We start from the raw sequence: 12,939 nt of genomic DNA on the forward strand, positions 1-12,939 counted from the left end.
ACTCGCCGCACCCGCAGATGCTTGCGCCCCCTCCCCCTTTTTGAAAAGAGAAAACAGATGCTCCTGGCTCTGTCGATATTTGTCGCCACCATCGCGCTGGTCATCTGGCAGCCGCGCGGGCTGGGCATTGGCTGGAGCGCCAGCGCCGGTGCCGCCGTGGCGCTGCTCACCGGAGTCGTGCAGGTGTCCGACATCGCGGTGGTCTGGCAGATCGTGTGGAACGCCACGGCCGCCTTCATCGCCATCATCATCGTCAGCCTGCTGCTCGACGAGGCGGGCTTCTTCGAGTGGGCGGCCCTGCATGTGGCGCGCTGGGGGCGCGGCAGCGGCCGCATGCTGTTCGCGCTCATCGTGCTGCTGGGCGCGGCGGTTGCGGCGGTGTTCGCCAACGACGGCGCGGCACTGATCCTCACCCCCATCGTGATTGCCATGCTGGTGGCCCTGGGTTTCAGCCCCGGTGCCACCCTGGCCTTCGTGATGGCGGCGGGCTTCATTGCCGATGCGGCCAGCCTGCCGCTGGTGGTGTCCAACCTGGTGAACATCGTCTCGGCCGACTTCTTTGGCATCGGGTTCAATGAATACGCCTCGGTCATGGTGCCGGTGAACATCGCCTCGGTCGCGGCCTCGCTGGCCATCTTGCTGCTGTACTTTCGCCGGGAGATTCCGGCAACCTACAACCAGGACCAGCTCAAGCTGCCGGCCGCTGCCATCCGCGACCCGGCCACCTTCAAGACGGGGTGGGTTGTCCTGGTGCTGCTGCTGGTCGGCTTTTTCGGGCTGGAGCCGCTGGGCGTGCCGGTCAGCGCCACCGCAGCCGCAGGTGCCGTGCTGCTGCTGGCCGTGGCGGGCCGGGGCCACGTGATCAGCACAAAGAAGGTGCTGCGCGAGGCGCCCTGGCAGATCGTCGTCTTCTCGCTGGGCATGTACCTGGTGGTCTACGGGCTGCGCAACCAGGGGCTGACTGCGTACATCAGCCAGTGGCTCAACGCCTTTGCCGGCTACGGCATCTGGGGTGCGGCCATGGGGACCGGTGTGCTGACGGCGGTTCTGTCATCCCTGATGAACAACATGCCCACGGTGCTGGTGGGCGCCCTGTCCATCGACGCATCCGCCGCCACCGGCGTGGTCAAGGAGGCCATGATTTACGCCAATGTCATCGGCAGCGACCTGGGCCCCAAGATCACACCCATTGGCTCGCTGGCCACCCTGCTGTGGCTGCATGTGCTGCAGCGCAAGGGCATCCGCATCGGCTGGGGCTATTACTTTCGCGTGGGGGCGGTCATCACCCTGCCCGTGCTGCTGGTCACCCTGGCGGCGCTGGCGCTGCGGCTTTCGCTCAGGTAGGCCCCAAAAGAGGCGGGCCGGCACCCAGGGGTGCCGGCCCGCCGTCATTCAGCCAGGTTCAGGCGATCTATCAATCGCAGCAGCCCAGCATTTCCAGGCAGCACTCGGCCAGCTCCGAGCAGCAGCCCGACTGGGCCATGGCCATGCCGGCCATCGACAGCAAGACAGCGGCCACACCGAATTTGAAGAGTTGTTTTTTCATTGGGAAATTCCTGATTGAGAAATGAATGGATTGGATAGAAAACGGGAAACCAGAAATCATCCAGACCTCAATCGGGCGGCCTCCACACCGCAGCATCCCAGGACACCCACTGCCGACCAGCTCCAATGGCGTGCATCGAGGCCCGTGATACCCCGTGCCATGGAACATCCGGGGCGCCCATCAACGGCGTGCCACAAGGCTGGCAGCCGGCCATGCCACAGGCATCGGCAGTGCCGCAGTCGGCAATGCAGCAATGCTCGTAGCCCGACATGCTGGCCGACACCGTTTGGGTGAGGAAAGCACTGCCCAGCAACAGCAAGCAGATGGCAAGGAATCTTCGCACGGCTGCAATGTACCCCAGCGGTGCGTCCCGGCCAAACCGAAGGGTTTGGCCCTGCGGCCCTCCCGGCAGCCTACTTGCTGGCGCCCGCCTGCTCCACCACCGCCACGCGCCTGCGCAGGCGCTCGGCCGCGTCCTTGTCCCCCGCCGCCTCGGCGCGCTGCACCTGCAGCAGCAGCCAGGCCATGAGCGGGCGGCGCCAGCCCTGGGCGGATGCGGTGTCGGTCGCCGTGGCGATGGCCGCCGGGTCGGCACGGCCGGCCTGCAGCAAAGCGCCGGCGGCGACCAGGCGCGAGAGCGGGTCTTCGATGGCGGCCAGTGCAGCGCCGCCTGATCCCGCAGTGGCCGCCGCGCGCTGAGCGGCGGGCAGCAGCGCCACGTCCGCTGCGGACAGCGGTTTGCCCGTTAGGTAATCGGCATAGGCACGCTCGGGCGGCGCGGCGTCCTGGCGCAGGGCCTCGAAGGCGGTGCAGGGCTCCACCACCAGGCTGGCCACCTGGGCGGCGCAGCGCAGCAGCTCCAGCCGGGCCAGCAGGTCCGGGCGGCCGGTGCGGGCGACCTCGGCGCGGGCGCGCTCCCATTCGAGCTTGTCGACGCGGGCATTGCCCGACAGGTAGGCGTCGAGCGCCTTCTGTGCCGAGCCCTGGGCGTTCATCTCCCACTCGGGCTCGGGCGGCTTGCTCGCGCAGCCGGCAAGCAAGCTGCCGAACAGGGCAGCGGCAAGCAAACTCCGTACGATGGGCATCGTCTTGTGGGTCATGGCAGCTTGATCTCCCGGTCGCGTGCAAACGGCCATTTGCGGTTGATCTCGGTGACCAGGCTGTCGATCTTGCGCAGGTTGCTTTCCACCTCGGCGCGCAGGGCACCCAGGTCGTTGGTGGCCTCGCGGGCATTGGCGCCCACGGCCTGGGCTTCGACCAGCACGGCGTCGACCTTCTTCAGGCTGGTGCGGGTGTCGGCCAGCAGGTCATTGACCTGGCCGACGGCAGCGCGCAGCTCCGGCACCAGTGCATCCTTGTTGCCATCGGCGCCGAAGACCTGGCGGTCGGCGCGTGCGGCCAGGGTATCCAGGCGCGCCAGCAGGGTGTTGGTGCGGTCCAGTGTGGTCACGAGCTTCTTCGCATCGCTCTCGCTGCCCATGAGGGCGCCCAGCACGCCGCCTGGGCCGTTCAGCCGCTCGGTCAGCGCCTGCACGTTGGAGAGGGTGCTGCCCAGGGCCGCGTCCTGCGCGGTCAGGTTGTTCAGGTTGCCCAGCAGCTCGCGCGCCGAGGCCATGAGCTGCGGGATCTCGGCCGTGGCATCGCCGCGCAGCACCGGGCGCACGGCGCCATTCTCCAGCGGCGGGTCGGTGAGGATGCCGCTGTAGGCGCGGATGTTGGTGCCGCCCACGATGCCGCGCACCAGGGTGAACACGCTGGAGCTGCGCAGCCAGTGCGCGTCCTTGCTCGGCACCTCGATGGTGAGGCGCGCATTGCCCTCGTTGGCCAGCTCGATGCGGCGCACCCGCCCGATGGGAAAGCCCGAGAACGTCATGTCCATGCCCACCACCACGCCCTCGGAATCGTCGGCCGTGAGCACGAGGGTCTGCGTGGGTTCGAACACGCCGCGCGCATACATGAGGAACAGGCCCGAGCCGACGATGAGCGCCAGCGTGAACATCAGCAGCGCCGCAGCCTTGATCTCCAGGTAGGCCACGGGGCGCAGCGTCTCCTGCGTGGAGCCTTCGGTCGGCGGCGGCGGCGGCGCGGGAGGTGGTGTGCGGTCGGTCATGGGGTGTTGTTGTTATGGGTTAGTAGTAGTTGCCCATCAGCGAGGCCACTTCGATCAGCAGCAGCACGGCGAACATGCGCGCCAGGCCGCCCAGTTCCGAATCGGGCTGGCCCCGGCCCTCGGCGTCGTACAAACCGGCGGCCATGGGGATCAGCGCCACGGTGAGGCTGAAGAACAGCGTCTTGAGCGCGAACAGAGTGGTCACGCTGGGGGTGAATACGCGCCCGAACATGCGTGTGTAGCCCCCCGCCTCGGCCAGGTTGAAGCCGTACACGCCCAGGTAGCCCATGACCAGCGCCACCACGCAGCTGAGCGCGGCCAGGGTGATGCTGGCGAACACCCCGGCCACCACGCGCGGCAGCAGCTCCACGCGCACCGGGTCCGAGCCCTGGCGGCGCAGCTCGTCGAAGCGACCCGACTGGCGCAGTAGCGCCAGTTGTGTGCCGTTGGGGATGGTGGCGCGCATGGCCACGAAGAGTGCGGCCGTGAGCGGGATCAGCTCCAGCACCAGCACGCGGATCACCATCTCCATGGCGTAGCGCGAGAGCCCGTAGCTGAGCGCCGTGACCACCACGATGCGCGTGAGCACCAGGCTGATCAGCGCCGCCAGCACCGTGAAGCCCAGCAGCACCGGTGCCGTGTCCAGGTACAGATGGCGCGCCAGCGAGCGGCGCGTGGCGCGACCATAGCTCGAGGGCGACAACACCAGCACCAGCACCACCGCCCCCAGGTACAGGATGCGCCACCACGCCACGGCCCAGCGGCGTACCGTGCTCCAGGCACGCTCGGGCAGGGACAGGCCGGGCAGGCGATTGATCATGAATTGATCATAGCCGCCGGGGCACGCGTTCCCAAGCGGAAGGCCCGCTGAATGCATCGGGCATTTGCAGCGGCCACGGCTTATGCTGCATGGATATGCAGCTACACATTGCATAGCAGACGATACATGCGCTCACACCCTGCCTATTTGCGGGCGTTGTGCTGCTCCACCGGCACGCGCCCCACGTAACGCCCGCGCGGGCGGATCACCTGCGCTACGCCGCGCTGCTCCAGGCTGTGGGCCAGCAACCCCACGCTGCGCGCAGTGGCGAACAGGGCAAATGCTGCGTCGGCAGGCAGGCGGTGGTGCGCGACCAGGGCGGCCAGGGCCACGTCGATGTTGGGCTGCAGGCCGGTCAACTCGGTCGCCTTGTGGATGAAGCGCGCAATCACCTCGGGCGGCTCGAACATCGCGAGCAGGGCCGCCGCGCGCGGGTCGCCATCGGGGTAGATGTGGTGGCCGAAGCCGGCCAACGGCAGGCCGGTGGAAAGGTAGTGGGCCAGCACCTTGTCTTCGCCCAGCCGCTCCACCTCGCTGAACAGCGCCTGCACCCGGCCCGAGGCATCGCCGTGCAGCGGCCCCGACAGCGTGCTCAGCCCCGCCAGCACGCAGGCCGGCAGCGAGGCGCCGGTGGACGCCGCGATGCGCGTGGCAAAGGCCGAGCTCGTGAGCTCATGGTCGGCCAGCAGCACCAGCGCCGTGCGCAGCAGCTCGGCCACCGGGGCGCGCTGCTTCCAGCCCTTGGCAAAGCGCAGGTGCAGCGGGCCCTTGCCGGGCTGGGCGCCGAAGGCATTGGCCAGTAGGCCCACCAGGGCCTGGCCCTCGGCATGCAGCACGCGCGTGAGCCGCCCGCTGGTGGAGTGCCCCGTGGCGGCCAGCCCGGCGAGCACCGTGAACGCGGCGCCCCGCCCCGGTGCCGCGGTGCCGGCCGGCGCATCGCTGGCAAAGTCCACCGCCTGCTCTGCCGCCCACAGCAGCTGCGCCGCATCTTCGAGCGTGGCGGTGCGCGCCAGCACGATGGCGTCTTCACCCCGGTAGTGCGGGCGCTCGCGGAAGAAGGCCGACAGCGCCGTCGGGATGCTGGGCTCAGAACCGAACAAGGTGTTGGTGGCCAGCGTCTCGCGCTTGCTACCGGCCTTCTTGCGCCGGGCCAGGCCGCTCAGGTCCTCGGCGCGGTACAGGCTCTTGCGCGTGTCGGCCGGGTCGGGCATGACCTCGAGCTTGCCGCGGCTCACGTAGGCATAGATGGTCTGCGGTTGCACGCCGAGGAGTTGGCAGGCCTCGGTCATCGAAATCCAGGAAGCCATGGTGGTGGTCGTCGTTGAGGTCTATACATTGATTTTACACGTCAAGATTGACCACAGCATCAACACAAAACTACGATGCCTTCCATTCCAACGTGTTTCCGCATACCGACATGACAAAGCCCCAGGTTCTGCAACTCAACCCCATCCTGATCCCGTCGGTGAACGACGCGCTCGCCTCGCTGTACACGGTGCACAAATACTTCGAGATGGCCGATGGCGCGGCATGGCTGCAAGCGCACGGCGCAGGCATCGGCGCGGTGATCACCGGCGGGCACACGGGCATCTCGCGCGCCATGCTGGAGCAATTGCCCGCCCTCAAGGTGGTGGCCGTGAACGGCGTGGGCACCGACGCGGTAGACCTGGCCTACTGCCGTGGCCGCGCCCTGCCCGTCACCGCCACGCTGGGCGCGCTGACCGAGGACGTGGCCGACCTGGCCATCGGCCTCCTGATCGCCGCCTGCCGCAACATCTGCACCGGCGACCGCTTCGTGCGCGACGGCCAGTGGGAGCAGTTTCCGCAGCCCAGCGCCATCCCGCTGGCGCGGCGCTTTTCCGGCATGCGCGTGGGCATCGTCGGCATGGGGCGGGTGGGCCGCGCCGTGGCCGTGCGCGCCGCCGCCTTCGGCTGCACCATCGCCTACACCGATCTGCGCGCCATGAGCGATGTGGCGCACCGTTTCGTGCCCACCCTGATGGACCTGGCGCGCGAGTCCGACGCACTGGTGCTGTGCGCTGCGGCCGACAGCGCCGAGGGCATCGTCGATGCGGCCGTGCTCGATGCGCTGGGCGCGCAGGGCTACCTGGTCAACGTAGCGCGTGGCCGCCTGGTCAACGAGGCCGACCTCGCGGCAGCCATCAGTGCGGGCCAGATCGCAGGCGCAGGGCTGGATGTGTTCGTGGACGAGCCGCGCGTGCCCCTGGCGCTGCGCCAAAGCGAGCGCACCGTGCTGCAGGCCCACCGCGCCAGCGCCACCTGGGAGACGCGTGCAGCCATGGGCCAGATGGTGCTGGACAGCGTGGCCCAGGCGCTGGCCGGCGAGCGGCCGGCAATGAGCCTGACCACATGAACTGAGCCTGGCGGTACCCGCCGCTTCCCCATCCCCCAAAAAACACAACGGAGACAGACACCACCATGACGTCCACACGACGACGCTTCGCCTTCACCCTGGCCATCGCCCTTGGCACTACGGCCCTGGCGGCACCCGCCGCCTTTGCACAGGCCTATCCCAACCGCCCGGTCACTTTGGTCGTGCCCTTCCCGCCCGGGGGCGGCACCGACACCGGGGGCCGTGTCATCGCCGAGCAATTGGCCCGGCGCTGGGGCCAGCCCGTGGTGGTGGAGAACAAGGGCGGCGCGGCCGGGCAGATCGGTGCCGACTACGTGGCCAAGTCCAGGGCCGACGGCTACACCCTGCTCCTGGGCAACATCGGCACGCAGGCCATCAACCCCTCGCTGTACGCCAAACTGCCTTACGACGCGGACAAGGCCTTCGCCCCCATCTCGCTGGTGGCCGAGTTGCCGCTGGCGATGATGGTCAACCCGGCCGTGGCGGCAAAGACACCTGCCGAATTCATTGGCCTGGCCAAGGCGCAGCCCGGCAAGCTGAGCTACAGCAGTTCGGGGGCCGGCGGCGCGCCACACCTGGCGGCCGAGATGTTCAAGGACCAGACGGGCACCTTCATCCTGCACGTGCCCTACCGGGGCGGCGGCCCTGCGATTGCCGACCTGCTGGCGGGCCACGTGCAGCTGTCGTTCATGACCGCGCTGGAGGCTTCGGGCCACATCAAGGCCGGCAAGCTGCGCGCCCTGGCCGTCACCGGCGACAAGCGCCTGCCTGCGCTGCCCGAGGTGCCCACACTGGGCGAAGGCGCGCTGCCGGGCTTCAATGCCATCTCGTGGATCGGCCTGCTGGCGCCCGCCGGCACGCCGCCAGAAGTGGTGGACAAGGTAGCGGCCGATGTGCGTGCCGTGCTGGCGGACGAAGCCGTGAAGGCACGCTTTGCCGGCCTGGGCGGCGTGCCGCGCGCCACCTCGCCGCAGGAGTTCGGCAAGCTGATCGCGGCCGACAGGGCGCGCTACGCGCAGATCATCCGCAGCCGCAAGATCACCATCGAGTGAGTCACCATGCCGGACTTCGCGTTCCCTCCACCCGCCGCCACCGCCCTGCCGGTGGCGGGCAGCAGCTCCCTGTTCCCCGTGGGCCGGGTGTTCTGCATCGGCCGCAACTACCGCTGGGCGCCCGATGAACCCCGGCCCGTGCAAATGCCCGCCTGGTTCATGAAGCCCGCCAGCGCCGTGGTACCCGCGCAGGGTGTGCTGCCCTACCCTGCACAAACCCGCGACTTCTGCCACGAGATCGAGCTGGTGGTGGCCATTGGCTGGGGCGGCCGTGACATTTCACCGGAGCGCGTGGAGGCAGAGCACATCTGGGGCTATGCCGCCGGGCTGGACATGACACGGCGCGACCTGCAGCAACAGGCCAAGCAGGCGGGTGGCCCCTGGGAGCCCGCCAAGGCCTTCGACCAATCCGCCCCCTGCACGCCCATCGTGCCCGTTGCGGTGTGTGGCCACCCCCGCCAAGGCGCCATCTGGCTCACGGTGAATGGCCAGGAGCGCCAGCGGGCGGACCTGTCCGGCCTGCTGTGGACGGTGCCGGAGCTGGTGGCCATGCTGTCGCGCTCGGTCGCGCTCGCGCCGGGGGACCTGGTCTACACCGGCACCCCTGCCGGGGTGGGCCCGCTGCAGCCGGGCGATGTGGTGCGCGCAGGCGTGCAGGGCATCGGCGAACTTTCCATGGCGGTGGGCGCAGGCCCATCGCCGATTTCCCCCATTGAAGGAGACGGCCCTTGAGCATGAACGCACTTTCCCCCCCCCGCATCGCCCTGGTCACCGGCGCGGGCAGCGGCATCGGCCGCACCACCGCGCTTGGCCTGCTGGGCGACGGCTGGACCGTGGTGCTGGCGGGCCGACGCCCCGAGCCGCTGCAGGCCCTGGCGGACGAGGCCGCCGCGCGTGGCCAGACGGCCCTGGCCGTGCCCACCGACGTGAGCAACCCGGCCAGCGTGCAGGCCCTGTTCGACGCCATCGAGCAGCGCTTTGGCCGGCTGGACCTGCTGTTCAACAACGCCGGGGTGAACGCCCCGGCCGTGCCCATGGACGAGCTGCCGCTGGAGAAGTGGCTGAGCGTGCTCAACACCAACGTGGGCGGCGTGTTCCTGTGCGCCCGCGCGGCCTTCGGGCTCATGCGCCGCCAAGCGCCGCAGGGCGGGCGCATCATCAACAACGGCTCTATCTCGGCGCACACGCCGCGCCCCTTCACGGCCCCCTACACGCTGAGCAAGCACGCCGTCACGGGCCTGACCAAGGCGCTGGCGCTCGATGGCCGCGCCTTCGGCATCGTGGCCAGCCAGATCGACATCGGCAATGCGCTCACCGAGCTGTCCGAGCGCATGACCAGGGGTGTGCTGCAGGCCAACGGCACCGTGGCGCCCGAGCCCATGATGGACGCCACCCACGTGGCCGATGCGGTGCGCCACATCGCCGCGCTGCCGCTGTCGGCCAACGTGCTGAACATGACCCTCATGGCCAGCGCCATGCCCTTCGTCGGGCGCGGCTGACGCCTGGCGACGACCCGATTCCACAAGACCACAACGGAGACAAACACCATGCAAACCACATCCACACGCTTCAAGGCGCTGGCCCACACGGCGGTGCTGGCCCTGCTGGCAGCCGCACCACAGCTGGCATCGGCCCAGGCGGCCGCCTACCCCACGCGCGCCATCAAGATCATCGTGCCCGCGCCGCCCGGCGGGGCCATCGACACTATTGCCCGCGTGGTCGGCGACAAGCTCGCTGCGGCGCTGGGCCAGGCGGTCATCGTCGACAACCGGCCCGGCGCCTCGAACAACCTGGGCACCGACGTGCTGGCCAAGGCCGCGCCCGACGGCTACACCATCGGCATCGTGGGCGGCAGCCACAACATCAACAAGTACCTGTTCAAGAACCTGGGTTGGGACCCGGAAAAGAGCTTCGAGCCCATCGTCTACACGCACGAGGTGCCGCTAGTCTTTGCCATCTACCCGCAGATCCCGGCGAAGACGCTGCCCGAGTTCATCGCCTGGATGAAGGCCAACCCCGACCAGGCCAAGGTTGCCACCTCGGGCCGGGGCAGCGCCCAGGAAATGGCCGCCGAGATGTTCCGCATGGCCAGCGGCGCCCAGATGCTGCTGGTGCCCTACAAGGGCTCGTCGGCCGCGCACCCCGACCTGCTGGCCGGGCGCACTGCGCTGTACATCGACACCATCAGCGCCATCCTGCCGCAGGTCAAGGGCGGCAACGTGCGCGCCGTGGCCGTGTCCACCCGCAAGCGCTCCAGCGCCCTGCCCGACGTGCCCACGGCCGACGAACAGGGCCTCAAGGGCTACGACGCCAACACCAACGGCGGCTTTCTCGCACCGGCCGGCACGCCCAAGGCCTTCGTCGCCAAGCTCAACGCCGAGATCAACGCGGCGCTGAAGCTGCCCGACGTGCGCAGCAAGCTGGAGGCCGCCGGCATCGAGATCCAGGGCGGCACGCCGCAGGAGTATGCGGCGCTGATCAAGTCGGACCTGCTCAAGTGGGGCAAGGTGGTCAAGGAGGCGGGGATTCAGCCGGAGTAAGCCGGAGTGCCGATGGCCCGCGCGGTCCATCGGGCATTTGCGCAGGGGACGGGACATTCCGCAGTACCGATAAACGCAGGGTGCTCCCCCGCAGGTCGGAGGTAAAACCCGGCAACACCGGCCTATCGGGCGTTGCAGCCGATGCGCCTCAGGCCACCGGCTCCCAGCGCCCCGTGCGCTCGGACAGCCACAGGGCATCGATCACCCGCGCCTGGGCCACCGCGTCATCAAGGCCATCGGGCTGCGGCCCCGCTGCGTCGCGTACCCGGCGGGAAAACGCCTCCACCTGCAGCCGGTACTGGTCGCAGGGCGGCAGGGTTTCGACGGTGATGCCGCTGCCATCGAGCTGACCGCCGTCGTCCACCGCCAAGCGCATCTCGCCGCCCCGCACCGCATTGAAGGGGATGAAAAGTTCGATGCGTCCGCGCGTGCCCACCACCTGCACCCTTTGAAACCGGGCGCTCTGCGTCGAGACCGTGAATGCCACCTGCCTGCCGGAGCCAAAATCCAGCAGTGCGCTGGTGAGCCGGTCGGTCCCCAGTTGCGGGTCGCGGTCTACCAGCGAAACGGCGCGCAAAGGCTCGCACTCGAACAGATAGCGCCCCGCCAGAACCGCATAACAACCAATGTCGAACAGCGCCCCACCGCCGATGCCGGGCTGGTTGCGGATGTTGCCCGGATCGTCGTTGAAGTACGAGAAGAACACCTGTACCGCCTGGGGCGTGCCAATGCGCCCCGCGCGCACCAGTTCGCGGGCGCGCAGCCACTGCGGGTGGTAGCGCACCATGAAGGCCTCTTCAATATGCACACTGCGACTCGCGGCCCTGAGCAGCTCGGCCTCTGCCGCGCTGAGCGCCACCGGCTTCTCGCACAACACATGCTTGCCAGCGGCCGCCGCCTGCAGGGTCAGCGGCACATGCAGGTGGTTGGGCAGGGGGTTGTAGATCGCCTCGATGGCCGGGTCGGCCAGCAGTTCTTCGTAGCTCCCGTAGGCCTGGGCAATGCCCAATGATCGCGCAGCCCCCTCGGCAGCGGACAGGGAGCGCGAAGCGATCGCGCGCAACTCGACCAGCGGGCTGGCCCGCATGGCGGGAATCACATGCTGGATGCCGATCCTGGCCGTACTCAGAACACCCCACACCACGGGTTTCATGGGCACTCCCCGTTCACAAGGGCGAGTCAAAGATAGCTGTTGAGCAGATTCTCGAGCAGCTCCTGCCGCCCGGAAACCGGCCGCGTGTCCTGGTTGCGCTGCAGCGCACGGGCCGCCACCTCGTCTAGCCCCAGCCGGCCGGCCAGCAGGTCCTGGCCAAACGCATCACCCCAGCCGGCGTAGCGGGCATCGACATGGCGGGCCAGGCGCCCGTCGGTGATCATTTTCTCGGCAATCAGCAGCGCCCGGGCCGAGACATCCATGCCGCCGATGTGGCCGTGGAACATGTCCTCGGCGTCCAGGGACTGGCGCCGCACCTTGGCGTCGAAGTTCAGCCCCCCCGTGGTGAAACCGCCGGCCTGAAGGATCAGGTACAGGGCCAAAGCCGTCTCGGGGATGTTGTTGGGGAACTGGTCGGTGTCCCAGCCGCACTGCATGTCGCCGCGGTTCATGTCGATCGAGCCGAAGATGCCCAGGTCGATGGCGGTGGCGATCTCGTGCTCGAAGCTGTGGCCCGACAGCGTGGCGTGGTTGGCCTCGATGTTGACCTTGATCTCCTTGTCCAGCCCATAGCGGGCCAGGAAGCCATAGACCGTGGCGGTGTCAAAGTCGTACTGGTGCTTGGAGGGTTCGCGCGGCTTGGGCTCGATCAGGATCGTGCCCTTGAAGCCGATCTTGTGCTTGTACTCCACCACCATGTTCAAAAAGCGGCCCATCTGGTCCAGCTCGTGGCCCACGCGGGTGTTGAGCAGGGTCTCATAGCCCTCGCGGCCACCCCACAGCACATAGTTCTCCCCGCCGAGCTTGAGCGTCGCGTCCATCGCCTCTTTCACCTGCAGGGCGGCCAGGGCAAAGATTTCGGGGTCGGGGTTGGTCGAGGCGCCGGACATGAAGCGGCGGTGGCTGAACAGGTTGGCCGTGCCCCACAGCAGCTTCATGCCCGTCTCGGCCTGCTTGGCCTGCAGCACATCGACCATCTCGTGCAGGTGGTTCACGCTTTCGCGGGGTGTGCTGCCCTCGGGCGCCACGTCGCGGTCGTGAAAGCAGTAGTAAGGCGCGCCCAGGCGCACAAAGAAGTCAAACGCCGCATCAGCCTTCATGCGCGCAGCGGCCATGGGGTCGGCCGTGCGCTGCCAAGGACGCTCGAAGGTGCCGTCGTAGCCGAAAGGGTCAAACCCGTTCCAGCAGAAGCTGTGCCAGTAGCAGACGGCAAAACGCAGGTGCTCCTCCATGCGCTTGCCCAGCACCAGGCGGTCTTTGTCGTACCACTTGAAGGCCAGCGGGTTGGAAGACTCAGGGCCCTCGTAGGCGATGGGGGCAATGTCGGAAAAGTAGGTGCTCATG

At 68.5% G+C, this 12,939-nt stretch carries 13 protein-coding genes; 6 read left to right on the forward strand and 7 right to left on the reverse strand.

Annotated features, from left to right (window positions below; genetic code table 11):
- Positions 1-57: 57 nt before the first annotated feature.
- Positions 58-1,344, forward strand: coding sequence for an arsenic transporter (locus ACSQ9E_RS13385; protein ID WP_436218061.1), 1,287 nt, complete (start codon positions 58-60; stop codon positions 1,342-1,344).
- Positions 1,345-1,414: 70 nt separating this feature from the next.
- Here ACSQ9E_RS13385 and ACSQ9E_RS13390 read toward each other — a convergent pair whose 3' ends face one another.
- From ACSQ9E_RS13390 to ACSQ9E_RS13410, 5 genes are all read right to left on the reverse strand, one after another.
- A complete protein-coding gene (locus ACSQ9E_RS13390) occupies positions 1,415-1,546 on the reverse strand; it encodes a hypothetical protein (RefSeq protein ID WP_436218062.1) in 132 nt (43 codons plus the stop codon).
- A 413-nt stretch (positions 1,547-1,959) separates the two neighbouring features.
- Entirely contained in the window at positions 1,960-2,646 is a 687-nt protein-coding gene (locus ACSQ9E_RS13395) for a hypothetical protein (RefSeq protein ID WP_436218063.1), read from the reverse strand.
- The gene (locus ACSQ9E_RS13400; RefSeq protein WP_436218064.1) at positions 2,643-3,656 is read right to left on the reverse strand and encodes an MlaD family protein; all 1,014 of its coding nucleotides are present in this window, start codon (positions 3,654-3,656) and stop codon (positions 2,643-2,645) included. Before ACSQ9E_RS13400 ends, ACSQ9E_RS13395 begins: the two co-directional genes overlap by 4 nt.
- A gap of 19 nt (positions 3,657-3,675) precedes the next feature.
- The gene (locus ACSQ9E_RS13405; RefSeq protein ID WP_035204758.1) at positions 3,676-4,476 is read right to left on the reverse strand and encodes an MlaE family ABC transporter permease; all 801 of its coding nucleotides are present in this window, start codon (positions 4,474-4,476) and stop codon (positions 3,676-3,678) included.
- Between the two features lie 143 nt (positions 4,477-4,619).
- Positions 4,620-5,783, reverse strand: a complete 1,164-nt coding sequence (locus ACSQ9E_RS13410; RefSeq protein WP_436218065.1) for a citrate/2-methylcitrate synthase — start codon at positions 5,781-5,783, stop codon at positions 4,620-4,622.
- Between the two features lie 110 nt (positions 5,784-5,893).
- On the opposite strand from ACSQ9E_RS13410, the gene ACSQ9E_RS13415 reads away from it, so the two are divergent.
- The 5 genes from ACSQ9E_RS13415 (at position 5,894) to ACSQ9E_RS13435 (ending at position 10,442) form a co-directional block, all read left to right on the forward strand.
- Positions 5,894-6,850 carry a 2-hydroxyacid dehydrogenase gene (locus ACSQ9E_RS13415; protein ID WP_436218066.1) on the forward strand — a complete coding sequence of 319 codons (957 nt, stop codon included), beginning with the start codon at positions 5,894-5,896 and terminating at the stop codon, positions 6,848-6,850.
- A 65-nt stretch (positions 6,851-6,915) separates the two neighbouring features.
- Positions 6,916-7,902, forward strand: a complete 987-nt coding sequence (locus ACSQ9E_RS13420) for a Bug family tripartite tricarboxylate transporter substrate binding protein (RefSeq protein WP_436218067.1) — start codon at positions 6,916-6,918, stop codon at positions 7,900-7,902.
- Positions 7,903-7,908: 6 nt separating this feature from the next.
- The gene (locus ACSQ9E_RS13425; protein WP_436218068.1) at positions 7,909-8,634 is read left to right on the forward strand and encodes a fumarylacetoacetate hydrolase family protein; all 726 of its coding nucleotides are present in this window, start codon (positions 7,909-7,911) and stop codon (positions 8,632-8,634) included.
- Between the two features lie 2 nt (positions 8,635-8,636).
- Positions 8,637-9,401 (forward strand): SDR family oxidoreductase, encoded by a 765-nt coding sequence (locus ACSQ9E_RS13430; RefSeq protein ID WP_436218069.1) that lies wholly within the window; start codon positions 8,637-8,639, stop codon positions 9,399-9,401.
- Between the two features lie 48 nt (positions 9,402-9,449).
- Positions 9,450-10,442, forward strand: a complete 993-nt coding sequence (locus ACSQ9E_RS13435) for a Bug family tripartite tricarboxylate transporter substrate binding protein (RefSeq protein WP_436218070.1) — start codon at positions 9,450-9,452, stop codon at positions 10,440-10,442.
- A 148-nt stretch (positions 10,443-10,590) separates the two neighbouring features.
- On the opposite strand, the gene ACSQ9E_RS13440 is transcribed toward ACSQ9E_RS13435, so the two are convergent.
- Both ACSQ9E_RS13440 and xylA read right to left on the reverse strand, forming a co-directional pair.
- Positions 10,591-11,595, reverse strand: coding sequence for a Gfo/Idh/MocA family protein (locus ACSQ9E_RS13440; protein ID WP_436218071.1), 1,005 nt, complete (start codon positions 11,593-11,595; stop codon positions 10,591-10,593).
- Positions 11,596-11,621: 26 nt separating this feature from the next.
- Complete coding sequence (gene xylA / locus ACSQ9E_RS13445; RefSeq protein ID WP_436218072.1) at positions 11,622-12,938, reverse strand: xylose isomerase; 1,317 nt, start codon at positions 12,936-12,938, stop codon at positions 11,622-11,624.
- Position 12,939: the final 1 nt, after the last annotated feature.

Origin of the sequence: Acidovorax sp. LjRoot118 (assembly GCF_964253575.1) — a bacterium.
Classification (GTDB): Bacteria; Pseudomonadota; Gammaproteobacteria; order Burkholderiales; family Burkholderiaceae_C; genus Acidovorax.